The sequence below is a fragment of the Victivallis vadensis genome (genome assembly GCF_003096415.1).
GTDB classification, from domain to species: Bacteria; Verrucomicrobiota; Lentisphaeria; order Victivallales; family Victivallaceae; genus Victivallis; species Victivallis vadensis.
In genome coordinates this window covers 32,519-56,743 of record NZ_QEKH01000024.1, presented here as the reverse complement: position 1 = coordinate 56,743, position 24,225 = coordinate 32,519, and the positions used below count along the sequence as shown (strand labels likewise).

General features: G+C 59.8%; 20 protein-coding genes. 7 read left to right on the top strand and 13 right to left on the bottom strand.

Annotated features, from left to right (window positions below):
- Positions 1-14 precede the first annotated feature (14 nt).
- The 3 genes from fabG (at position 15) to fabF (ending at position 2,707) form a co-directional block, all read left to right on the top strand.
- Positions 15-767, top strand: a complete 753-nt coding sequence (gene fabG / locus C8D82_RS14055) for a 3-oxoacyl-[acyl-carrier-protein] reductase (RefSeq protein WP_116884921.1) — start codon at positions 15-17, stop codon at positions 765-767.
- Positions 768-965: 198 nt separating this feature from the next.
- Positions 966-1,205 (top strand): acyl carrier protein, encoded by a 240-nt coding sequence (locus tag C8D82_RS14050; protein WP_116884920.1) that lies wholly within the window; start codon positions 966-968, stop codon positions 1,203-1,205.
- Positions 1,206-1,453: 248 nt separating this feature from the next.
- A complete protein-coding gene (fabF, locus tag C8D82_RS14040; protein WP_116884918.1) occupies positions 1,454-2,707 on the top strand; it encodes a beta-ketoacyl-ACP synthase II in 1,254 nt (417 codons plus the stop codon).
- A 540-nt stretch (positions 2,708-3,247) separates the two neighbouring features.
- Here the strand turns inward: fabF and C8D82_RS14035 are convergent.
- From C8D82_RS14035 to C8D82_RS14000, 8 genes are all read right to left on the bottom strand, one after another.
- On the bottom strand, positions 3,248-4,120 hold the full coding sequence (locus C8D82_RS14035; protein ID WP_133245210.1) for a hypothetical protein: 873 nt from the start codon (positions 4,118-4,120) through the stop codon (positions 3,248-3,250).
- Complete coding sequence (locus C8D82_RS14030) at positions 4,117-5,604, bottom strand: alpha-amylase family protein (RefSeq protein ID WP_116884916.1); 1,488 nt, start codon at positions 5,602-5,604, stop codon at positions 4,117-4,119. Before C8D82_RS14030 ends, C8D82_RS14035 begins: the two co-directional genes overlap by 4 nt.
- A 21-nt stretch (positions 5,605-5,625) precedes the next feature.
- A complete protein-coding gene (locus tag C8D82_RS14025) occupies positions 5,626-6,369 on the bottom strand; it encodes a prepilin-type N-terminal cleavage/methylation domain-containing protein (RefSeq protein ID WP_116884950.1) in 744 nt (247 codons plus the stop codon).
- A gap of 99 nt (positions 6,370-6,468) precedes the next feature.
- Complete coding sequence (locus tag C8D82_RS14020; RefSeq protein ID WP_116884915.1) at positions 6,469-7,554, bottom strand: substrate-binding domain-containing protein; 1,086 nt, start codon at positions 7,552-7,554, stop codon at positions 6,469-6,471.
- A gap of 65 nt (positions 7,555-7,619) precedes the next feature.
- Positions 7,620-8,693: a glycoside hydrolase family 130 protein gene (locus tag C8D82_RS14015; RefSeq protein WP_206212636.1), complete on the bottom strand. Its 1,074-nt coding sequence runs from the start codon at positions 8,691-8,693 to the stop codon at positions 7,620-7,622.
- A gap of 25 nt (positions 8,694-8,718) precedes the next feature.
- Positions 8,719-10,644 carry a glycosyl hydrolase 53 family protein gene (locus tag C8D82_RS14010; RefSeq protein ID WP_116884914.1) on the bottom strand — a complete coding sequence of 642 codons (1,926 nt, stop codon included), beginning with the start codon at positions 10,642-10,644 and terminating at the stop codon, positions 8,719-8,721.
- A gap of 28 nt (positions 10,645-10,672) precedes the next feature.
- Positions 10,673-11,383, bottom strand: coding sequence for a DUF1559 family PulG-like putative transporter (locus C8D82_RS14005; RefSeq protein ID WP_165833089.1), 711 nt, complete (start codon positions 11,381-11,383; stop codon positions 10,673-10,675).
- Between the two features lie 672 nt (positions 11,384-12,055).
- Positions 12,056-13,108: a substrate-binding domain-containing protein gene (locus C8D82_RS14000; RefSeq protein ID WP_165833088.1), complete on the bottom strand. Its 1,053-nt coding sequence runs from the start codon at positions 13,106-13,108 to the stop codon at positions 12,056-12,058.
- Positions 13,109-13,346: 238 nt separating this feature from the next.
- Here C8D82_RS14000 and C8D82_RS13995 point away from each other — a divergent pair, with 238 nt between their 5' ends.
- Complete coding sequence (locus C8D82_RS13995; protein ID WP_116884911.1) at positions 13,347-13,877, top strand: hypothetical protein; 531 nt, start codon at positions 13,347-13,349, stop codon at positions 13,875-13,877.
- Here C8D82_RS13995 and C8D82_RS13990 read toward each other — a convergent pair.
- The 4 genes from C8D82_RS13990 to C8D82_RS13975 form a co-directional block, all read right to left on the bottom strand.
- Positions 13,871-15,694 carry an ABC transporter substrate-binding protein gene (locus tag C8D82_RS13990; protein ID WP_116884910.1) on the bottom strand — a complete coding sequence of 608 codons (1,824 nt, stop codon included), beginning with the start codon at positions 15,692-15,694 and terminating at the stop codon, positions 13,871-13,873. The two genes, C8D82_RS13995 and C8D82_RS13990, sit on opposite strands and share 7 nt — an antisense overlap.
- Complete coding sequence (locus tag C8D82_RS13985; RefSeq protein WP_165833087.1) at positions 15,695-17,173, bottom strand: rhamnulokinase; 1,479 nt, start codon at positions 17,171-17,173, stop codon at positions 15,695-15,697.
- 82 nt (positions 17,174-17,255) lie between these two features.
- Positions 17,256-18,323, bottom strand: a complete 1,068-nt coding sequence (locus C8D82_RS13980; RefSeq protein ID WP_116884908.1) for a 3-deoxy-7-phosphoheptulonate synthase — start codon at positions 18,321-18,323, stop codon at positions 17,256-17,258.
- Positions 18,324-18,454: 131 nt separating this feature from the next.
- Positions 18,455-18,841, bottom strand: coding sequence for a hypothetical protein (locus tag C8D82_RS13975; RefSeq protein WP_116884907.1), 387 nt, complete (start codon positions 18,839-18,841; stop codon positions 18,455-18,457).
- A 246-nt stretch (positions 18,842-19,087) separates the two neighbouring features.
- Here C8D82_RS13975 and adhE point away from each other — a divergent pair, with 246 nt between their 5' ends.
- Positions 19,088-21,724 (top strand): bifunctional acetaldehyde-CoA/alcohol dehydrogenase, encoded by a 2,637-nt coding sequence (adhE, locus tag C8D82_RS13970; RefSeq protein ID WP_240959580.1) that lies wholly within the window; start codon positions 19,088-19,090, stop codon positions 21,722-21,724.
- A 112-nt stretch (positions 21,725-21,836) separates the two neighbouring features.
- Here the strand turns inward: adhE and C8D82_RS13965 are convergent, their stop codons facing one another.
- Positions 21,837-22,592, bottom strand: a complete 756-nt coding sequence (locus C8D82_RS13965) for a helix-turn-helix domain-containing protein (protein WP_116884906.1) — start codon at positions 22,590-22,592, stop codon at positions 21,837-21,839.
- Between the two features lie 321 nt (positions 22,593-22,913).
- Between C8D82_RS13965 and C8D82_RS13960 the strand changes: the two genes are divergently transcribed.
- Positions 22,914-23,399: a hypothetical protein gene (locus tag C8D82_RS13960; protein WP_116884905.1), complete on the top strand. Its 486-nt coding sequence runs from the start codon at positions 22,914-22,916 to the stop codon at positions 23,397-23,399.
- A gap of 156 nt (positions 23,400-23,555) precedes the next feature.
- Positions 23,556-24,224: a FadR/GntR family transcriptional regulator gene (locus tag C8D82_RS13955; protein WP_116884904.1), complete on the top strand. Its 669-nt coding sequence runs from the start codon at positions 23,556-23,558 to the stop codon at positions 24,222-24,224.
- Position 24,225: the final 1 nt, after the last annotated feature.

Sequence of the window (24,225 nt, the reverse complement as noted above, 5' to 3'; positions counted from 1 at the left end):
AAAAGGGAACACAAATGAGTACTGAAAAACGTCTGGAAGGCAAAGTCGCGATCGTCACCGGCGGAGCGCGCGGCATCGGCAAGGCGATCTGCTCGCGGCTGGCGGCCGAGGGAGCCTCCCTCGCGATCGTCGACATCATGCTCGACGTGGCGCAGGCCACCGCCGACGAATTCAAGGCGGCGGGAGTTAATGCCCGCGCCTACGCGGCCAACGTGGCCAAGCCGGAAGACGCCGACAAGACCGTCGCCGACGTGATCGCCGACTTCGGCAAAGTCGACATCCTTGTGAACAACGCGGGCATCACCAAGGATACGCTGATGTTGAAGATGACCGAGGATATGTGGGACGCGGTGATCGCGGTGAACCTCAAGGGAACCTTCAACTTCACCAAGGCGGTGGTCCGCCCGATGATGAAGCAGCGCGCCGGCAAGATCGTGAACATCGCGTCGGTGGTCGGCCGCATGGGCAACGTCGGGCAGGCGAACTATTCCGCCTCCAAGGCGGGCGTGATCGCGCTGGCCAAGACGACCGCGAAGGAGTTCGCGACCCGCAACATCCAGGTGAACGCGGTCGCTCCGGGTTTCATCGAGACCGACATGACCGCCAAACTGCCGCAGGAGGCGCGCGACGCATTCCTGACCGTGATCCCGGCCAAACGCGGCGGCAAGCCGGAGGACGTGGCCAGCGTGGTCTACTTCCTCTGCTCGCCGGATTCGGACTATGTGACCGGGCAGGTCATCAACGTCGACGGCGGCATGCTGATGTAATTCAGCCGGAATGCGGCTGCTGGAAACGGGCGGTTTCCGCCCTGTTTTTCCAAAAAAAATGGATTATTTCAACAAAAAAATTTGACTTTTGGCCGTTGGCGAGGCATAGTATAGGCGCTATGCTGAAAGTATGTTAAAAGAATAAAAACGGCATTAAGAGAACTAAAGATAAACCAAGTAGAAAAGGGGATGCCAAAAATGTCTTCCGTTGCTGACAAAGTGAAAAAGATCGTCGTCGAACAGCTCGGGGTTTCTGAAGATCAGGTTACTCCGGAAGCGAAATTCATCGAAGACCTGGGCGCGGATTCGCTCGATCAGGTTGAGCTGGTGATGGCGCTGGAAGAAGAATTCGGCTCGGATATTCCGGACGAAGACGCGGAAAAGCTGACCACCGTCGGCGACGCGATCAAATACGTCGAAAGCAAGAGCCAGGAGTAAGCTCTCGTTCTTGTCTGAACTTCGCCCGATGACCACCGGTCCGGCAGCGGAGGACAAAGCGGGAAAACGCTTTGGAAACGGGCCACTCATCGTCGTTAACGCGTTGGTGTGGCCCTTTTTCATGACAAATAATTTTTCCGGGGGCGAAACGGCGACTGCCGGACCAGACCGTTTCCGGGAACGGCGGGCGGAACCGGGGCCGCAAGGGCAGTGCGGGGAACCGCCGTGACAAGGAGATAAAATAAGTTATGAACAATCGTCGGGTAGTAGTTACCGGTTGCGGCGTGATTTCGTGCGTCGGCAATAATTTGGCGGACTTCTGGGATTCTCTGGTAAACGGCCGTTGCGGTTTGGGCAAAGTCACCCGCTTCGACACTTCGGAATACCGCACCCGGATCGCCGGTGAAGTCAAGGATTTCGACGTCACCAAATACATGACCGCCAAAGAGGCGAAGCGGTTGGACCTTTTCTGCCAGTACGCGATCGCCGCCAGTGACGAAGCAATGGAAATGGCCGGTCTCCCCAAGGAGCTGCGCGGCAGCGGCATCGATGCGAACCGCGTCGGCGTGATCGTTTCCAGCGGCATCGGCGGACTGCAGACGATGAGCGATCAGGACCGCATCCTGCAGGAACGCGGCCCGGGCAAGGTTTCTCCGTTGCTGATCCCGATGATGATCGGCGACCTGGCCTCCGGTAATATTTCGATCCGCTACGGCGCCGGCGGCCCCAACCTCGGACTGGTCACCGCCTGTTCCACCGGATGCCACTCCATCGGTGAAGCGTTCTGGGACATCAAGCGCGACGACGCGGACATCATGATCTGCGGCGGCGCGGAAGCCTCGGTGGTTCCGCTCGGCATGGCGGGTTTCTGCTCGATGAAGGCGATGAGCCAGCGCAACGACGATCCGCTGCATGCGAGCCGTCCGTTCGACCTGAACCGCGACGGTTTCGTGATGAGCGAAGGCGCAGGCGTGCTGATCCTCGAAGAACTGGAACATGCGCAGAAGCGCGGCGCGACCATCCTCGCCGAAGTCGTCGGCTACGGCGCCACCGGTGACGGCTATCACATCACCAGCCCCGCCCCCGACGGCGACGGCGGCGCGCGGGCCATCCAGATGGCGCTGCGTCACGCCGGCCTGAAGCCGGAGGATATCGACTATATCAACGCCCACGGCACCAGCACCGAGCTGAACGACAAGTTTGAAACCATGGCGATCAAGAGGGCTCTCGGCGACGCGGCCTACAAAGTCGCGGTCAGCAGTACCAAGGGCACGACCGGCCATTCTCTCGGCGCGGCCGGCGGCATCGAATCCATCGCCTGCATTCAGGCGATCCGCACCGGAATCATTCCGCCGACGATCAATTACGAAACCCCCGACCCGAACTGCGACCTCGACATCGTCCCGAACACCGCACGCAAGTGCGAAGTCAAGGTGGCGCTGAACAGCAATCTCGGTTTCGGCGGTCACAACGGCGTCGTGATCTACCGCAAGTTCGAGTAGTTTCCGCCTCCGGCGGCCCGGGGCTTTGCCCCGGAACCCCAGCGGGGGTGCTTCGCCCCCCCCCCGGACCGGCAACGTGCCGGCGCGAGCGCAGACTGTTTTTCGGTAATGCCGAAAAACAGTCTGCTTGACTTTGAGGAAGAGAGCTAATAAGGAGGCGGGAGACCCGCCGGACAGCGTACGCTTTACGCATCTTCCCGCTTTTTTGCGGAAAGATGCCCGCTCCCTCGCCGTTGCAAGGCCGGAGGTTCGGTGCTCACTACCCTCCGGGCACTATGCCTGTTATTGTTGTCATACAGCCTGTAAGATCACGTGCGATTGGAAAGCGGAGCTGAAGGCGGCTTCGCCGCCCCAAGGGGCTCCGTACTCCAAGGTTGCCCGTGCGCCATTCGGTTGAAGCTTCCCGGATGCAAAGCATCTTTGGCGTGCGTCGCCTTTGGGCTTGCTCCTGTGACGCAAAGCGTCTTTGGAGTGCGGAGATTCATCTCCGCTTTCAAGTCGCACACTATACTTATATGGCAAGGTGCGTAAACGAGGATGTTACCGGCGGATCTCAAGCCGCCAACTCCATTCGCGGCATTCTCCGGGAGCAAGGTTCAACGGCAGGTACGGCTCCACTGCGAAACAGTCGGTTTCACTGCGCCAGAGGTCAATCCGGTTGAACGGCCGGTCGGCGGAAATCACGGCGACATATCCGCCGGAAGCCAGCCCCCCGGCGGCGATTGCCCGGCAATCCTGCGGAATCTCCGTGGCTTCAAGCGTCTTTTCGGGAAGGAGCGCGGCAACCGGCTGACGTTTTCCGCCCGGCAACGCATACCAGCCGCCGGGAAAGCCGGGACAGGCCTTGAAAAACGGATGCGCGTAGGTACTCCCCGCAAACGGACGTGAACCGGTATTGGCGAGGGAATACTTCCAGAGGATCACCGGCGAATTTGCCGGAATCACGATTTCCACCGTCAGTTCATAGGCGTAGCCGGAATGATCGCCGGAGTGCTGCCGCGCCGTCATAACCGTTTCTCTTTCCCGCATTTCCCGGCTGATTTGCCACGGGAACAACTCAACCGGGCGGGAATGGTAGCGGGACTGCGGATGCCGTTCGATGACACCGACGCCGATCTGCAACGCCTGCAAACCCTTCAGGTCCAGCGCCGGATAGATTTCACAGGCATAGCCGAAAGCAGGATGAAAACCGAACAGGCTCTCCATCACGAAGATACTTTCGCGGCTTCCGGCCGGATGCAGACTCCTGATCCAGCCCGCCCGCAGAAAGCGGCAGCCGAGTTGCGGATCATTCGGATCGACGAATTCAACCCGGAAACTGCCGTTGTCGACCACAAACTCACCGGCAGCGGCACAGCCAGCTAAAAGTACAGCAGCCAACACCGCCCCGGCACCGAACCGCTTCCTGCTCATTTCTTCTGCATGGTGACCAGATAGACTCCGAGCATTCCGGCCGGAATCTCCGCCTCGATCGCTTCGGGACGGCCGGAATCGAGCTGTTTTTCGTTGAGCAGATCGGTCACGGTAACATCGGTGTCGCCGATTCCGGTCTCCCTGTACGGAATCGTGATCCGGAACTTTGCGGTTTCGGTTCCATTGTTCGGCACGACGAAGATCGCCGACCGGTTCCGATAGCGGGCGTAGGCCTGCAGCAGTTCGGGATGATTGGTCTGCACCTTTAAGATATTGGCATTGCGGTGCGAAGCGGGAAACTCCTCGAAGATTTCCGGATACTGGCGGCGGATGCGGATCATCCGCTTGACCAGCTCATAAAAATCGCGGTTTTCCTCCCGCTTCCTCCAGTCGATCCGGTTCGCCCAGAGCCAGTAGGAGGGGATTTGGCGCGAATACGGGTTGTTCCACTCCTCGCCGATGTACCAGATCGGAATGAACGGCGCGAAAATCATCCCGTAACCGAACGTGATCGGATTTCCCGCGGCGGTGTAACCGCGCTTGTCGCTGTGTGCGCTGTCATGGCTGGAAAGCGTCAGCGCGTAGAACCGCTCGTTTCCGCCGTTCTCGCTGAACGCCCCCCGGCCGTCAAACCAGCCGAGTTCCTCGCCGTTTTTGATCATGTCGACGATGTTTTTCTCCATGAATACGTCGCCGCGCATCCTGGGCTTCTTGTGCGGCAGCATGAAAGCGTTCTGGTCGAAATCGAAGGTCTTTTCACGGGTGCTGCCGTTTTCGCCGAACAGGATGATCTTGCGGCCGAAGCTCAACAGCCGTTCCCGGGCAGTGCGGTATGGGCCGTACCCGGCGCTGAACGGCGCGCAGTCGGCCCGGAATCCGTCCGCGCCGGTCAGCAGGATGAAGTCGACCAGCCGCGAGGCGAACCACTCGTTCAATTCCGGGTTCTTCCAGTTCCAGTCCCACCCCTGCCATGCCGGGTGCGCCGGACCGGAAAACCACTCCGGCTTCTCCTTGTAAAGCGGAGCCGTTTTGGTCACTCCCCAGCTGACCACATCGACGAACACCCGGATATTCCGCCGGTGCGCCACATCCACGAACTGTTTCACGACCGCCCAGCGTTCCTCGGCTTTGTCGCGGTTGGTCAAGGCGCGGTTCAGGGTGTGGACGCCGTTGTTGCCGTATTGCACGCCCTCGTTGATCGGCGTCAGCCAGATGCCGTTCACGCCGGTTTCCGCGAGATGGTCGAGCACCTTTTCCATCCCGCTGAAGTTTCCGGTGGGGGAAGCGGTTTCCACGTTGACTTCCACGATGATCAGGCTCTTGACCCAGTCCGGGCTGGCGGGCGATCTGCCGGGCACGGCTTCAAGCCTGACTTCGGAATCGGGCAGGATCGCCGGAATCAGGTCTGAATTATCGATCCCCGCTCCGGGGACGGCAGTTCCCGCCAGCAGCAGGGCCAGCGGCAGAAGCATTTTGTGCAGCATGTTGTTTCCTTTCTTCGTTTCTCATTCGATGATGGCGACGCCGTTCCGGTCAAGCGTTCTCCAATGGTAATAGTTCTGCTGGGAAATATAGCGCGCCTGCACCTCGTTCATCGGCGCGACATGTCCGTCGAGGAACGCGGCGTTGAACCTGTTGCCGTGCCGGTACGCCACGGAATCCGCCTGGTACACCTCCCCGTGCAAACGGTAGTTCGCGGGATCTCCGGGGCTGTAGACCAGATAGTCGAGGCTGTCGGTCCACTGAATCAGGATGCTCGGCTTCCGGATGCTTGAGAGCTTGTAGGCATTGAACGCATTTCTTTTGAAGCTGGCCGCCCCGAAATCGCTGTGGTTCATTCCATAACTGACGCTCATCGCAAATCCATCCGCCGACCCGTTGATCCGGGAAGCCCTCGGACACAGAAACTTCGCAGGCCAGTTGGAGGTCAGTGTACCGCCCGTCCCGGACGCATAAGCAGGAACTCCCAGCAGCGACCGGAATTCCGGATTGACTGTCCACTCACTGTTATGCGAGACAACGGGAACCGTGTAGCCGCCGTTGTCGGCATACATCTGATTCGCGGTGCCGAACTGTTTCAGCACGTTCACGCACTGGGCGTTCTTCGCCATCTCCCGCGCCTTGTTCAGTGCGGGCAGAAGCATCGAAGCGAGAATCGCGATGATTGCTATTACTACCAGCAATTCAATCAGAGTAAAACAGGATGCAGAACGCCGCCGTAGAGTTACCGATGCATTGATTTGGTTCATATTCCCTCCTTTGTTATGGTATTTAAATTATACCATAAAAGTCATACAATGTCAAGACCCGACCGAAAAAAAATGGAAAAATAGTTGAAAAAGGAATGTTTATTCTACAATAGGAAGAATCCGGACGCTTTTGCGCTCAACCAGAAACGGCGTGAGAGCCTCGCGCAGCACGATCCGGCTGCCGGAGCCGCCGTCCAGGATCATCTGGGCGAATGCCGCCAGACGCTCGCCGATCTCCTCCGCTGAACAACGGATCGTGGTCAGGGGAGGACGGATCGACTCCACGAAGCACTGGTCGTCACAGCCGATCACGCTGATGTCACCCGGCACTGCCAGATGGCGGCGGCGGCAGCAGTCCATCACGGAAATCGCATGCCGGTCGCTCAGCGCCAGAATCATGCTCAACTCCGGATCGCCGCGCAGGAAATTATCCAGCGCCAGAAAGGTGCTGGCGGTCAGGTTCAAAGATTCCTCCAGCGACATGCGGTGGCTTTGAAGCCGAACGCCGTTCTCTTTGCAGACATCGGCAACCCCGGCCGCCCGCAGCGCGAATTCACAGTCGGGGCCGGTGCCGCGCGGCCCGAGCAGCGCCAAGTGGCGATGCCCCGCCCGCAGCGCCGCTTCGGCCATCAGCCGCCCGCCGACATAGTCGTCACAGGTCACGAAATTCAAATTCCGATGCCGTCGTCCCAACAGCATCAGGTGAGGCACTTCCCGTGCCGCTTCCTCCAGCTCCTCATCAGGGTAATTGCCGAACAGATAGACCAATTCCGGCTTTTCCTCCTCAAAGATGCCGCAACAGCTGTCGCTCAGCCGGACCGTCAGCTCCACGCCCTCCGGCATGCGGTTCTTCAGCGCCAGAAACAGCCGCTGCAGAAAAGGATTGTCGATCTGGCCGGTCGTCATCACAAAGAGGGCGCGCAGCCGCGGGGGCTGCGCAGTGAGTTGTTCGATGCGCTTCAGGGCTTCGCCGGTCACGAAAGTGCCCACCGGCGGGCGGCGCTCGACGATCCCCAGCTCTTCCAGCTCGTTCAGCGCGTTCCGCACGGTGCTGCGGCTCACCTGATAGGCTTCGCCCAGCTCGCGTTCGGCGGGCAGCCGCTCGCCCGGACGGTAGATGCCGACCGCGATCTCCGACAGGAGATGTTCCCGGCATACGTCGTTTTTTCCGGCAATCCTTTTCATTCCAAACCCTGTTGATTTATTTTGGTATTGATATCATACCATAAAAATCCGGTTTGTCAAGAACGTCAGGCGGTTTTCCGTCCGAAATCTCCGATTTTCAGGGAGGCGAGCAGCTCGGATATCCGCAACTCCGCGCCGCAGACCACCGAATCGGACGCGCCATAGTAAAGCAGGACCCGGTCACCGTCGACGATCTGGCCGTTGGTGAAAATGCAGTTGCCGTAGAAGCCGTTCAGTTCGTAATCCGCCTCCGGCTCCATGAACGGCGCTTCGGAACGGGCGAGCACTCTGGCGGGATCGTCGCGGTCGAGCAGCAGACAGCCGAGTGCGTAGCGTCCGGTCCGGTCGGCGCCGTGGTAGAGTTCCAGCCAGCCGGCGGCGGTTTCGACCGGGGCGGCTCCGGCGCCGATCCGCTCCTCATCCCAGCAGCCGGGGCGGGTCATCGCGATGCAGCGGTGGTTCCCCCAGCAGCGCAAATCGGGCGATTCGGCCAGATAGATGTGGTTGCCGCAAGCGGGATCGCTCGGCCGGTGCAGCAGGCGGTACCGGCCGCCGATCCGGCGCGGAAACAGTGCCGCGTCCTTATTGCTCGGCGGCAGGATCAGTTCGGTGGAACTGAAACTGCGCCAGTCGCGGGTGCGGCGGCAGCCGACCGCGATTCCGGCCGGTCCGACCGCGGTGAAGGTGATCAGGTATTCGCCGTCAACCTGCTCGACGCGGGCGTCCTCGATGCCATAGGCTTCGCAGGACTGTTCCGGCATCAGGCGGCGGCTGTAGTCCGGAGTGAAGGTGCGGCCGCCGTCGTCGCTCCACGCGATCAGGAAGTGGGACATCGTGGTCAGCAGGAAACGGCCGTTCCACGCAAAACTGCGCGAGCTGGCACTGCTGATGCCGGGATCGTCCTCGCGCACCCGGATCACGGAGACCGCCCCGTCTTCCGCCAGGATCGGCGTGGCCAGAAAGCCCGGTTCCGGGACGGGACGCTCGGCGACGCGCAGCAGCAGCCCGATTCTCCCTCCGAACCGGAACGCGCCGGGATTGAGAACGCAGGTGACTTCAAAATCCGGCCGCGACGGCGCAAGATCGCCGGGCGTCAGCAACGGATTATTCGCAAAACGGGAAACGGAAACTTTCATCATTCAACACTCTTTCCAAATACTTTCATCAGTTGTTTTTCGTTGTATCCAGCACCGATACCGAAGCGGGGCCGTCAAGATAGAGCACGCCGGAGGAGACCGCCAGCTCCGCCGTGCCGTCCTCCGCGACGGCCACCGGCACGGCCTGCCCGAGATAGTCGCAGGCGGACTTCACCGCGCCCTGCAGTTTCACTTTCGCTTTGAGAGCGGCTCCGGTCACCCACAGCGCACAGCCGGTCCCGCCGTCCGGTTTGACCCACTCCGCAATGCGGACTCCTCCCTTTTCCGTGCGGAAAATCGGCACGGTCGAACCGGCGGGGCGCATCCGTACCAGCGTCTTATATGCCTCCCACGCCGGTTTCGGCGCAAGATCGGCATGAAGGATGCCGAAGAAGTGTTCCGGGTCGGAGTTGTTGTTCTCCATCGCCTGCAGCTCATACCAGAACACTTTCTTCACGCCGTGCTTGAAAGCGGCAAGGATGGTGCGCGGCAGCAGCCGGGCCTGCAGGTCCTCGCTGCTCGGCCCCATGCCCACATAGTTGAAAGTATTCGCGATCACCCCGCCTTTCAGGTCGCTGTCAAAACGGTAATACGCGGCCAGCGGGAGGCGGTACTCCCTGCCGTCGGCATCCTTGCCGATCCCTTCGATCAGCGGAATCATTTTATCGTTGCCCTTGAGGTTCCGGCCGCTGAGCACGCAGTTGGAACCGGCTTTCCCGCGATAGCGCGGGAAAGCCTGCTCCTGCCCCGCCGCGACCACGCCCGAAAAGCCGCGCGGAAACGGACGGCTGCGATCCAGCCACCAGCCGTCGAAGTCGAGGTGAAGCCGTTCCCGCCACGACTTGTCAGCCCAGCTGCGCTTCCAGGTGCCGTCCGGCTCCTGCCGCCATGCGGTGTAGAACGGAATGCCGCGCGGAAAGACCGCGATGCCGCCGTTTTTCACATAGTTCCGCAGCGCCTCGAAGTCGGCCGGCCTGGCGGAAAAGGTGTTGTCCGGCCCGGCGATCAGCACCGGATACTCGGCGGGGTCCAGCGAAGCGAGTTCCGCGCAGGTCACGGATCGGATTCCCTTGAGGTTCGGGAAGAACGCCCGGAAGTCAAGGCCGGGAGAGGAGGAAACCAGCGGCATTTCGTTGTCGTCCAGCACCGCCAACGTCAGCCCCGCCGTCCGGATGCCCGCCGCCTTGAACGCGCCGGTCAGGAAGGTCTTCATAAAGCCGCGGCCGATGGTAGGCCAGCCGATTTCGGTGATCCAGACCTCCTTGTCCACGTTGTATTTCTTCATCAGCGCGTTCAGCTCCGCGAGCTGGCGCTCCAGCGCCGCTTCCGGGATGTCGTACCAGTTGTACGGGTGGACATTCATCACGTCGAAGTATGCCGCGCCACCTGCCTTGAAGAAAGTTTCGAGGTACGGAATCGGAATCTCCGAGGTGCCGCCAAGCACCACCTTCGCATCCGGGGCTTTCCGCCGGATCAGGTCGAAAGTCGGCTTCAGCAGTTTCAGGTAGTGGTCGGGATTCGGATTCTTCCAGAACATCGCCAGATTGTGTTCGTTCCACACCTCCCAGAATTTCATCTCCTTGCCGTAACGGTCGAGATTCTTTTCACAGAAGGCCAGCCATGCGTCGAGCTTTTCGTGCGCCGGTTCCTGCCACTTCGGAGCGTAGCCGAGGATCGGCAGCAGCGTCAGGCCGTTCTTTTTCGCCTGCTCCAGCCCGGCGTCGTGCCGTCCCCAGTTCCACTGCCCCGGCTGCCGTTCCTGATGGGACCAGCTGTAATCGGCCCGCACCATCGGAATACCGGCCTCCTTCAGCATCCTGAACTCGTCGGGAACCTCCTGATATTCCCACATCACATGCACATTGACGCCGTATTCTTTGTCGAGCTTTTCCGCTCCGGCCGCAGCGACGGCGGCCAGCATGGCGGTCCCCAGCACCCAATGATCGATTCTCATGATATTCCATATTCCTTTCCGTTGAAAATCAGTCTTTCCAGAGCGGGCGGTACTCGCTGCTTCCGCCCCACGGCATGTCGGCCAGCCGCCGCGTGGCGCTATGTCCGTCGAGAAACGCGATATTCGCCCGTCCCTGATGGCGGTCCGGATCGAACTTGTTCAGGATCGCCGCGTAATCCACCGCCGCATCCCACGGGTTGCCGCTGTCGGCCGCCAGCAGCCGCTGCGAAAAATTTCCCGGCTTGATCCGGGTCACCTTGAGCGGTTTGGTCGTCGCCCCGGATGTGTCGCGCAGGTTGTTGTTCATCCCGTAGTGCTTGAACCGGTCGTCCACGCTGGCTGACGCCTGCGCCGGGCACCGGAAAGAGCCGACCGGCACCCCGTTGTCGATATACAGATCGGATTTCGTCGGATAAAATCCGAGATAATCGCCGCTGCGTTTCCCGCCGTTCCCGGTCAGATACGGCAGAATGAAATCCTGCCACTTCTGGTAAGCCTTTTCCGGGTTCTGCGGCTGCGGTATATAATCGTTGTTCCCGTCATAATAAGCGACGAACCCCATGCCGATCTGTTTGAGGTTGTTCAGGCAAGTCACATCGCGCGCCTTGGCGCGGGCCATGTTCAGCGCCGGAAGCAGCAGCGCCGCCAGTATCGCGATGATCGCTATCACCACGAGCAGCTCGATCAGCGTGAAATTCCGGTGAAGTTCTCCATACCATACGTCCTTTCCGCACTGCATTTGCCCATCCTTTCCTGAATTGTACATATTCCCTCCGTCGTAAATCGGTTGTGTTTTGTTATCCGATCCGATGTCAACTTCGCACTTCAAAGAAACCGCCCCTGATCATCGCAGGACGACCTTGGCGTGCGGAGATTTATCTCCGCTTTCAAGTCGCATGTGATCATGTAATCATACTCAAGTTTAGTTACCTTTCCATGCTATTACAGGCAACAAACTGGTTGCGCTTTGAACTGCGGATGGCTCCGGAGGGCCAATCGCCCTCCGGACCTCCCCGCTCGCCTCGGGACTCCCGTTGACTTGCCAAGCACTTCCATTCGCGGGCGGCCCTAGCGGGCCTTACTTGTCCGCCTGTGGCGGCCAACTCCTCACCGTTCGCTGCGCTCACTACGCCGGAGGGGCTTCGCTCACTACGTTCGGCTTCGTCACTATCGTTCCTCGTTACTTGCTGCCGCAAGTAATGCCCTCACATTCGTTCGCGGCGCTGACCGCGCTTGTTGTGCGCCGCATAAGTGGTTATGCAGACAGACCAATGCCTTGCCTGTGCTTGGTCGCACGCCCCCCGAGGGGCATTGGCGTGCGCACCCGGCAGCGGCACCTTGCCGCCAGACGCCGCGCGACCCCGAAGGACGTAGAGCGCGCACCCGGCGGCGGCGCCTTGCCGCCCGGCGGTCACGTCAAAGCAAACACGGACTCCCTTTCAATCAGCTTCAGCGGCAGCACAATAGACTCCACCTTCTCCCCGGCGATCTGCCGGAGCAGCGCCGAAGCGGCGGCGCGGCCCATTTCACGGCGGGGAACCTCCACCGTGGTCAGCCGCGGCACGCATTGAGTACCCACATAATCCCCGTCGAATCCCGCCACGCTGATATCGCCCGGAATATGCAGCCCCCGTTTCCTCAGCACCCGATAGACTGCGGCGCCCATCGTATCGTTGGCGGCGAAGATCGCGGTGGGCGGTTCGGCGCAATCCAGCAGTTTCGCCAGATCCCGTTCCGCCTCCTCGTACCGGAAAAAACGCTGCACGATCGCATTGTCCACCGCGATTCCGTGGGCGAGCAGCGTGTTGCAGTAGCCGATGTAGCGTTCCAGAAAAGTAGTCTGCAGCGGCGTACTCACAAAACCGATCCGGCGGTGGCCGCGCACGATCAAATATTCAACCATCGCGGCGGCTCCGGCCTCGTTTTCGCCGGTCACGCAGCAGACGCCGGGCGATTCGATCCGGTTGTCGACCACCACGAACGGCAGCCCGACCCGCTTGAGTTCGACCGCCAGCTCCTCCGGAATCCGGTTGATCAGGATCGCCCCCCGGAAACGGCCGCCGTCGGTCAGGTGGCGCACCAGTTCGCGCGGCGTGCCGCTTTCATCGGTATAGAAATAGGCGAAACTGCATCCGGCGGCGGAGAGCCGGTCGTTGATTTCAAACAGGATTTCCGCATAAAAAGCGTGGGCGTTGCAGGTCACGTTCCGGGCCAGCAACAGCGCGATCTGGTTGCCCGCCGGCTTGCGCAGTTCGGTTTCCTCGCGCACGAAGGTGCCGCGCCCCTGGCTGCGCATCAGGATTCCCTCCGCGACCAGCTCGCGCAGCGCCCGGTCAACGGTGGCGAGCGACACACCGTACTCCGCCATCAGCGCCCGCTGGGTCGGAAACTTCGCGCCGGGGGCGAATTCCCGTTTCGCGCGCTGCCGGAGGGTTTCGCGCAGCGATTCGTATTTGTTTTCCATAAGCCCCACGCCTTCGGTGAATAGATTCATTTGCTGTGAATTATACCGGAACATGCCCCGAAAAACAAATTTTTTGCCGAAAAAACCGCAAAAATCATCTAAAATCCCCCAAAAAAGCCACAAAGACGGCTTTTGCCGCGCAAATTGAATCGAATCATTTTGCAATGATAAATATTTGTAAAACACGGATTCCATGATACCTTACTCCACCGCAATTCGTGATTGAAAAGGCAAAGAAATGAAAAAAATACTTCCATGGCTGACCGCTTTTCTCCTGCTCCCCGGCAATGTGATCCTGCTCTGCTATATCACTGAAGTTTCGTTTCTGACCGGACGGCGCTTTTCACACCCCGGCAATGACGGTTATTCTCTCCAACTGATGAACCCGGCTTTTGCCGTATTGGGCAACAACCGGACTCCTCAGACGGATTATCTGGTTCTCACCGGAGAAAACAGCGTCACTCTCCGAACCGACGACGGCAACATAAGTTTCATCGGAGCGACTTCGACCGGCAACCGGTATTTCTCATGGCATCATGCCGACCGGCGGGGACAGACTATTCTGGAATGGAACGGGAATATGGCGGCAGACTGGAATCAGGACCTGATTTTTGACTTTCTGTCAAAGCCGGACGGGTCACGTCATCTCCAACTGAACGGCAACTGGCTGCCGTGCAAAACTTTCGATGCGGAAAACAGGCGGGCGGAACTTGCCGACGGACGGATTTTCCAGTGGCGGCAGGCGGGCTGGCAACCCGCGGTTCACTGATTGAGTTCGCGCATGCTGAGCGGCGTGAAGGTGGCCTTGAGCTGCCGGCGGCGCTCCGGGTCCACCGTCAGGTATTTCCAGCGGGCGAACGCGAAGTCGTGCGGGTGATAGTTCTCCAGCCACGCGTGGTTGAGCTGGTACGCGATCGGGAAACCCTCGAAAATCCACGGACACTTCGTGCCGAGGTAGCGCACCATCTCCCGGTAGCGTTCGGTCCGCTCCGGCGAATCCGGCATCGGCAGGATCGCCTCGAACATGCGGTCGTATTCCGGGTCGCTGAAGCCGACCCGGTTGCAGCCGCCGATGTTTTTGCTGTAAAAGAGCTGCAGGAAGTTCTCCGCATCCGGGTAATCCCCCACCCACGACAGCCGGAAAAGCTGCAACCTGCCCTGCCGCAGTTTCTCGTAGAAGCGCGGGTTGTTGTTCAGCACCGGTTCGGTTTCGACGCCGAGCCGGGCGAAGTCGGCGGCGGTCAGCTCGCCGAGCTGGCGGTAGGCGGAGCTGTTGCCGGTCTGGTCGAAACTGAACCGCAGCGGTTCGCCGGTCGCGGGGTCGCGCCCTCCCGGAAATCCCGCTTCGGCGATCAGCCGGCGGGCGGCTTCGACGTCGTCCGCCGCATTCGGATTCCGATAGCCGGGGTCGTAGCCGGCCACGCCCGGCGGAATCGGCCCCTGCGCCGGAATCAACTGGAAATTGGTGTGTTCCACCCGGCGCCGCACGTCGTAGGCGAGGCTCAGCGCCTGCCGCAGTTTCAGGTTCTTCCCAAGCAGGGGATCGCTGAAGTTGAAGCCGACGTAGCGCACCTCGAATTCAGGAGTGCGCAGCAGCCGGATGCCCCGCGCTTTCAAGGCCGGAGCCAGCTCCGCCCCTCCCCCGGCGACCAGGTCGAGGTTGTCCTTGTCCAACGCATTCAGGTCGAGGTTTCCCTGCAGAAAGAGCAGCCACGACGACATCGGCTGCTTGACCAGATAGAGCACCACCCGGTCGGCCAGCGGCAGCGGCCGATTCCGGTCGGCGGGAGTTTCCGCCCCCTTGAAATATTCAATGCGGTAGTCGGGATTGCGGTCGAGCTGGAGCTTGTAATCGTTGATCCATTCGGTCAGCCGGAACGGCCCGGACCCGACCGGATGGCGCGCCAGCTCCTCGCCGTACCGCTCCGCCGCGCGACGCGACACCACCGCCGCATTCGGCATCGCCAGCATATACAAAAAACGCGGGTCCGGCCCGGTCAGGTGCAGTTTGAAATTCAGGTCGTCCACAACCTCGAAACCGGGCAGCCCCCTGTCGTACGGAGTAAAATCCCCCTTCGGCGCGGCGGCGGTCGCCCGGTTGAACTCGTCCAGCCCCCGGATCTTGCCGCGGAAAAGCCAGTAGACCGGGCTGTGGTTGCGCACATCCGCAAGCCGCAGGATCGAATAGAGCACATCTTTTGAAGTGATCCGGCGCGCCTCCTTCGGCAGCCCGGCGAACACCGGATCGTCCGCGAAGTAGAGGTCATCCCGCAGCCGGAAGCTGTACACGTCGAGCGCGTCGTTCGCCTTCGGCATCTCCGCCAGCATCGACGGGATCAGGGTGTAAGGGCGCTTCAGGTAGTCGTACTGCAGCAGCGTATCGTAGACCGCCCCGACCAGATTGCGGCTGGAGAGGTCGTCCGCCTGCGCCGGGTCGAGCGTCTTGACCCGGCTGCCGCCCGCCGTGTACAGCGTGCGCGGTTCACCGCCCGCCAGCGACAGTCCGCACAGCAGCAGCAAAAGCAGAAAACGGCCCCGGAATCCGCCGATCCCGGAACCGCGTTTCCTGTCAGTACGATACCCCACTTACTTTGCAAGCGATTTGAAGCGTTCGATTTCGCCGTTGTAGAGCGCGTGCATCGCCTCATTCGGCCGGTAGGTCCTGACTTCAAACGAATCCTTGACCACCTGGCGCGCGGCGGCAAGGTCTTTGACCGCACCGGTCGCCATCGCCTGCGCCAGAAGGTTTCCGATCGCGGTCGCCTCGACCGGGCCGGCCACCACCGGGATATTCAGCGCGTCGGCGGTCAGCTGCATCAGCAGCCCGTCCTTGGTGCCGCCGCCGACCACGTTCAGACACTGGTATTTCACGCCGAGCAGCGAAGCGAGCGTTTCGAGCTTGCAGCGGAAGTAGAGCGCCAGCGAATCGTAGATCGCGCGCACCACCGCGCCGTCGTCGACGATCGCTCCTTCGCCGTGATCCGCGCAGAAGTCGGAGATGCGCTGCGGCATGTCACCGGGCGTCACGAAACTCGCGTCGTTCGGGTTGATCAAATAGCGGCACGGTTCGGAGGCGAGCGCCATGCGCTCCATCTCGGCGAACGACAGCTCCGGGTCCTTCTGTTCGCGCCAGTTGCGCCGGGTCTCCTGAAAGAGCCAGCTGCCCATGATGTTGGTCAGGAAGCGGATCTTGCCGTCGAGGCCGCCCTCGTTGGTGAAGCTCTCCTTTTCCGACGCGGCGGTGCGCAGCGGTTCGTCGATCTCGGCGCCGAGCAACGCCCAGGTTCCGGCGCTGATGTACGCCCAGTTGCCCGAAGTCGGAGCCGGAACCGCGCCCACCGCGCTGGCGGTGTCATGGCTGCCGACCTTGATGATCGGAATCGGGCCGCAGCCCAGTTCCCGCTGAAGTTCTTCGCTCAGGGTGCCGCCGAAAGTGCAGGGTTTCACGATCTTCGGGAACACCTCGCGCGGCAGGCCGACCCGGTCGATCACCTCCCAGTCCCACTCCTTCGTGACCGGATCGAGCAGATTGGTGGTCGAGCAGTCGGTGTATTCGCTGGTGTCGTCGCCGCCGAGGGCGCGGGCCAGCGCGTCGGGCATGGTCAGGAAGTGGCTGTCCTTGAAATCCTCCGGATGCTCGCGGAAGTGGGCGGCCAGCTGGTAGACCGTGTTCAGCGTCATGCACTGGATGCCGGTATGCCCGTAAAGCTCCTGCTTGGAGATTTTGCTCCACACGTCGCTCTCGGCGTTGCCGGTGCGCACGTCGCGGTAGTGGTAGGGCCAGCGCAGGAACCTGCCGGTGGTATTGCTGAAAAACACATAGTCCACCCCCCAGGTGTCGATGCCGATGCCGTCGAGAGCGGGTTCGATCGCAAGCGCTTTCTTAAGACCGGTCTTGAGCTCCTCGACCAGCTGCGGGTAATTCCAGTAGATCGAACCGCCCTGCTCGGTCGGGCCGTTGGCGAAGCGGTGCACTTCGGTCAGCGTCAGTTTGCCGTTTTCCAGTTTGCCGATGATACCGCGGCCGCTGGAAGCGCCGAGGTCGAACGCAAGAAAGTTCTTCATAGATTTGTGTTCTCCGCTACTTTGTCCCCTGTTCAAACGCATCGGGCGGCCCGGCCCCTGAGCCGCGACCGCCCGCTCCGTGCTATTCGCCGGAGTTTTCACCGTGAATCTTCCCGAGCGCCTCATGGGTGCGCCGGATCAGTTCGGCGGTTTCATCCCAGCCGATACAGCTGTCGGTGATCGAGATTCCGGGGTCCGGACGGCACCCGGCCTGAATTTTCTGGCTGCCCGGCAGCAGGTTGCTCTCAAGCATCACCCCGGTCAGCGCGTCCTCGCCGTCCGCGATCTGCCGGAGCACATCCTCCAGCGCAATATGCTGGTTCTTGTAATTCTTGTTGGAATTCGCATGGCTGCAATCCACCACGATCGCCGGCTTGATGCCGGCCTTGCGCATCGCGACCTTCAAAAACGCGATATGCTCCGCGCCGTAATTCGGCTGCCCGGAGCCGCCGCGCAGCACGATATGCGCATACGGGTTGCCGCGGGTGCGGAACACTCCGACGTGGCCGTCCTCCAGCACACCGATGAAACTGTGTTCGCTGCGCGCCGTCGAAATCGCGTCGATCGCGGTCTGGAACGTCCCGTCAGTCGCATTCTTGAAACCGACCGGCATCGACAGGCCGCTGCCGAGCTGGCGATGGGTCTGTGCTTCCGTAGTGCGCGCCCCGATCGCCGACCACGCGACCGCGTCGGCGATGTACTGCGCGATGATCGGGTCGAGCATTTCAGTCGCGACGGGCAAACCGAGGTCGACAATCCGCAGCATCAGCTTGCGGGCGATGAAGATGCCTTTTTCGATGTTGTAGCTCTTGTTGAGGTCCGGGTCGTAGATCAACCCCTTCCAGCCCACCGTAGTCCGGGGCTTTTCAAAATAGACGCGCATCACGATCAGAATACGGTCCTTGACCTCTTCGCTCAGAGCTTTCAGCCGCTCCGCATATTCGATCGCGGCTTCCGGGTCGTGGATCGAGCACGGTCCGACGATCATCATGAACTTCTTCGACTTCCCGTCGAGAATGTCGCAGATCTCCTGCCGCGCCTCCATCACCTTGATCACCGCATCCAGCGACAGCGGCAGCTCGGAGCGGATCGCCCCCGGGCTCGACAGCACGCTGCGGCTGGCGATATTGATATTGTTACTGCTGATCATCGTAAAATCCTTTCAGGTCGGATAATATAATACCCGCCCCGCACATTTACAAGCCCGGGAAAATGCTTAAATCCGGATAAATCAGCCTCGCGAGCCCCCGGGATTTCACTGCCGGGCGGAGGCATTGCCCGTCAGAGTTTGATTTTGTCTTTCAGTTCGCAGATGGCCTCGACCGATTCGAGGAAGAGGACGGTCGGCAGCGTGCCGAGCTCATCCGCCTCGGCGTCCTCGTCAGTGGTGCGGATGTAGATTTCCTCTTCGCCTTCGCAGCGGTGGACAAGGCGCATCGAATCTTCGGCATTCGGGGCGGTGGTATCAAGGGCGTACACTCCGTCGTCCGGCCAGTTTTCCAGCAGGTCGGACTTGCCGATCACATCCATTACCGCCTGGTGCTCGTCCCAGAAATAGACCTGCAGCCGGGTGGCTGAATTTCCCTTGAATTCCGCGGCGGTGATGATCACCGCTCCTGCTTTCATCACGTTTTTCGCTTCGGCGGCGATTGCTTCGACTGTCGGCATGGGACTTTGGACTCCTCGTCTTTCTGCAGTTCCGTTTTTTTACTGATTTCATACTACTACCGCTTTTCGCCGTTTTTTCAAGATTATTTTGCATATTTTTTGAAAAACCCTGCTTGCAATTGATTCCTAAAGGAGCTATATTAGGTTTAGATAAAAAAATATCGATGTTAAAATATCGATATCGCATTACCGAAGTTTCGTTACAGTTTGCCGGAAATTGCACAAACCTTATATTAGGGAGGACTGATGATGAGCGCAAAACAAGTCAAGGCCGAACCGGCCGTCAAGGTGGAAAAGACGCAGGATGAGCGCGACCGCGAAATGCTGAACGGGCTGATCGCCCGGGTCAAGGCGGCGCAGGTCAAGTACGCCGAATATTCGCAGGAGCAGGTGGACCGGATTTTCTCCGCCGCCGCGCTTGCCGCGAACAATGCCCGCATTCCGCTGGCCCAGATGGCCGTAACCGAATCCGGCATGGGCGTGGTCGAGGACAAGGTGATCAAGAACCACTTCGCAGCGGAGTACATCTATAATAAGTACCGCGACATGAAGACCTGCGGCGTGATCGAGGAAAACGAGGCGATGGGCATTGCGAAGGTCGCGGAACCGGTCGGCGTGATCGCCGGCATCGTCCCGACCACCAACCCGACCTCGACCGCGATCTTCAAGTCGCTGCTCGCGCTCAAAACCCGCAACGGCATCATTTTCAGCCCCCACCCGCGGGCTAAGAAGTGCACGGTCGAAGCGGCCCGGATCGTGCTGGAAGCGGCGGTGAAGGCCGGCGCCCCCGAAGACATCATCGGCTGGATCGCCGAACCGACCGTCGCGCTCTCCGGCCAGCTGATGAGCCACCCGGATGTGAGCCTGATCCTTGCGACCGGCGGCCCCGGCATGGTCAAGGCGGCCTATTCCAGCGGCACTCCGGCGGTCGGCGTCGGCCCCGGCAACGTTCCGGTGGTGATCGGCGATACCAGCGACATCAAGATGGCGGTCAGCTCGATCCTGCAGAGCAAGACCTTCGACAACGGCATGATCTGCGCCTCCGAGCAGTCGGTGACCGCGCTGGCTTCGATCTATGACGAAGTCAAGAAGGAGTTCGCATACCGCGGCGCCTACATCCTGAATAAAACCGAAGCCAAAAAGGTCGGCGACGTGATCCAGGTCGACGGCAAGCTCAATCCGAAAATCGTCGGCCAGAGCGCGTACAAGATCGCCGAAATGGCGGGCGTGAAGGTTCCGGTCGGGACCAAGGTGCTGATCGGTGAAACCGACGGCGTCGGCCCGGACTATCCGTTCAGCCGTGAAAAACTCTCCCCGGTGCTCGCCCTCTACAAGGCGGAAACCTACGAGGATGCGGTCGAAAACGCCAGGAAGCTGCTCGAATACGGCGGCCTCGGCCACACCAGCGTGCTCTACACCAACTCGCAGAATTTCGACCGGGCCAAATACTACGGCCACGTGATGATGTCCTCGCGCACGCTGGTCAACATGCCCTCCAGCCAGGGCGCGATCGGCGACATCTACAACTTCGCGCTGAATCCGTCGCTGACCCTCGGCTGCGGCAGCTGGGGCGGCAACTCGGTCAGCGAAAACGTGACGCCGAAGCACCTGTTGAATATCAAGTCCATTGTGAAACGGAGAGAGAATATGTTGTGGGTCAGAATTCCTCAGAAGGTTTACTTCAAGTACGGCTGCTTGCCCACCGCGATCGGCGATCTCGAGGGCCGCAAAAAGGCGTTCATCGTCACGGATAAGTTCCTGTATTCCACCGGCATCCTGAACGACCTGCTGCACCAGCTCGACAATATGGGCATCGCGACCGAGGTGTTCGCCGATGTCGAACCCGATCCGACCATCCAGCTCGCCCGCAAGGGACTGGAGCGGATCAACTCCTTCCAGCCGGACGTGCTGATCGCGGTCGGCGGCGGTTCGCCGATGGACGCGACCAAGATCATGTGGCTGATGTATGAACACCCGGAAATCAGCTTTGAAGACGTCGCGATGCGCTTCATGGATATCCGCAAGCGGATCGTCCGGCTGCCGGAACTCGGCAAGAAGGCGCTGATGGTCGCGGTGCCGACCACCTCCGGAACCGGTTCGGAAGTGACGCCGTTCGCGGTGATCACCGACGAGGAGACCGGCAACAAGTATCCGCTGGCCGACTACGCGCTGACCCCGAACATGGCGATCATCGACACCCAGCTCGTGATGAAGATGCCGAAGCGCCTGACCGCCTACAGCGGCATCGACGCTCTGACCCACGCCCTCGAAGCGCGCGTATCGGTGATGGCCAGCGACTATACGAACGCCCTCGCGATGGAGGCTGCCAAGCTGGTCTTCGGTTACCTGCCGCGCTGCTTCAACAACGGCGCGATGGATGAGGAGGCCCGCGAGCACATGCACAACGCCTCCACGATGGCCGGCATGGCGTTCGCGAATGCGTTCCTCGGCGTCTGCCACTCGATGGCGCACAAGCTCGGCGGCATGTACCATGTGCCGCACGGTCTGGCCAACGCGATGCTGATCTGCGAGGTGATCAAGTTCAACTCGACCGATTGCCCGACCAAGCAGGGAACCTTCCCGCAGTACAAGTATCCGCATGCGAAGGCGGCGTACGCCAACCTCGCGACCTACTGCGGCTTCGGCGGCAGGAATGACGACGAGAGCGTCGCCAACCTGATCAAGGCGATCGAAAAGCTCAAGGCGGAACTTGAGATTCCGAAGAGCCTCAAGGAGTACGGCATCGACGAAAAGACCTTCCTCGCCCAGCTCGACGAACTGGCGGTCAAGGCGTTCGACGACCAGTGCACCGGCGCGAACCCGCGCTATCCGCTGATCGAGGAAATCAAGGAAATGCTGCTCAACGTCTACTACGGGAAATAATCTCCCGTTCTGAAAAAACGCTCGTTCCCGTCGCCTGCTCCGGTTTCATCTCCCCCGGAGCGGGCGATTTTTTTGCGGCATCCCGCTTCGCCGCACCGGGTGGAAAAACGGGTTATACGGAGCGGCTGTCATCCCGGGGCCGGATTTCCCGGACCGGGTGGACCCAGCGGATCTGCCGCGCAGCCCCCCGGCGCGTGACGACAAGTTCTCTGCCGCGATGGTCGGAGGCTTCGCGGAAAAACACCTTTTTCCCTTCCGGCCAGAATTCCCGGAGCACCACTTTCCCCGAAAGCAGGCCGATCAGACAGAGCTGTCCGGGATCGGGATAGCTTCGTCCCCGGACCAGCACCAAGCTGCCCGGCGTCAACGCCGCCTCCCCCATCTCCTCGCCGATCCGTAGCGCGCACAATCCCTCTTCCCTTTCCGGGACCCACAGAAACTCATCGGAATGGCGCGCCAGATAATCCGGCAGCGATTCGAAAAGTGCTGCGTAATGATCCAGCAGCGCGGTTCCGGCGAGTGGAATGCGATATGTTTCGGCCCTCCGTTTCGGGCCGCTTTTCCTGAAAGTGACGGAAAATCTCCAGTTCGGCGGCAGTTCGGGCGCTTTTGCCTCTCTTCCCCGGCCATCCGTCGCAATCCGCGCATTGAACAGTTCCGTATAGAACTCGTTGATCGCCGGTTCATCAAATTCAAGGTAATTAATAATCGTCGCCAGTTGACCGGGGCTGAGCAGAAAGCAGCCGTTCTTCACCTGCGAAATCGCAGGCGGCGTAATATGCAGCAGCCGGGCCAGGTCCTGCTGCTGCTTCCCGCGTAATTTTAAATACCTCGCAATCGTCTCCCAACCGTTTACGTGCCTCTTCATCGCTTCCTCCTGAATGACAGTTCTCGATCCCCATCTATTAACAATAATCTTAAATATTACAAATTATACCACATAAATCCAATAGTTCAAGATTTTTTGAAAAAATTTCTCAAACAGGACTTGAAATTAAGAATACTCTTCATTATATTGAAAGTATCAAAAAAATCGCAAAAAGACCAACAGAAAAAAACAGAGGTAAGATCGGATGCGGCAAGCAAAGTATTTCACTTATCCCCTCCTGAATATTTGACCCGGGAATATCTTTTTTTAGAAAATAAATTAAGTTTTATATTAACTAAATATTATAAAATGGAGCTTTTCATGAACTGCTACGCCAGAGAATACAACCGGAAAAACGAGTGCATTTCCTGCAAATTGAAAGAGTATTGCCGGGAAGCCGGCGATCCGCCGCTGATTTCCGAACAGAATTCCGTTTTCTTTCCCGCCGGCCGGTTCGATCCGCACATGCCCGATTGCCGCAACCGCATGCGTGAACTCGAACGGGACCGGCGTTACTCTCGCGCCGACCTTTGCGAAGTGATCGGATTCATGGCCTCGCTCGACTCTTCCTCGCTGGAACTTCTGAACCAGAAGCTCGCCGACCCTTCGCTGAACATCAGCGATCTCGCCGCCCGGCGGGGAGTTTCCCGACAGGCCATGCACAAAATGGTGACTGCCCGGCTGCAAAGGATTCCGGAGCTTGCGGCAATCATCACCTATCGCAGGCATCGCGCCAAAGCCGGCGTCTCCGCCTGCTCTTCCCGGACTCCCAAAGAACGCCCCGCCTCTTCCCGCCGTCAGGCATAACCTCCGGTCAACTCTCTTTGCCCTTCCGCGCCGTTTCCCGGAGCTGAAGGGTATTTTTATTACAAATAATCTATTTTTTTGTACTTTTTATAGATCACCTCTTGACAAAACCGGGTTTTTGTATCATAATTTATAATACAAATACGGAGATCTTACATGAAAAACGGCAATTCCAATAAAACCGACCAAAGCATCGACCGGATTCTGTCCTATCTGATCGAACACAAGTTGAAGTTGAATGACAAACTGCCCTCCGAGGAGGAGTTGACCGAACTTTTCGGCGTCAGCCGGGTCAGCGTCCGCGAAGGCTTGCGCGGGCTGAAGTTTCTCGGGCTGGTGGAGAGTTCGACCCGCGGCGGCACCCGGATCCGGCAGGTGGATTTCTCGATCCTGAGCCGGGTGCTCGGCTTCCAGATCGCAGTCAGCGACCTTTCTTATTTTCAATTGCTGGAAGCGCGGCTTTCGATCGAGCTGGGCGTTCTGGACATCATCATCGACAAGATCACGCCGCAGCAGCTCGACGAATTGCGCGCCCTCGCGGACTGCGCCCGCTACGATGACACGCCGGAAGAGATCGAACGCAACTATCACCGCGACTGCGAATTTCACCGCAAGCTGTTGGAAATCAGCGAAAATCAGGTATTGATCGCCTTTTCGAACCTGCTGGAAATCTTTTTCACCCGCCGCAGCGCCAGTGCCGAAGCCAGCCAGGCGGGGGCGCGCGAACACTTCCAGATCGTCGAGGCGCTCGAAACCGGCAACCTCGAACTGGCGCGCGGGATCATGCGCAGCCATCTGCGCAAATACAAGGAAGGAGGCAAATAGC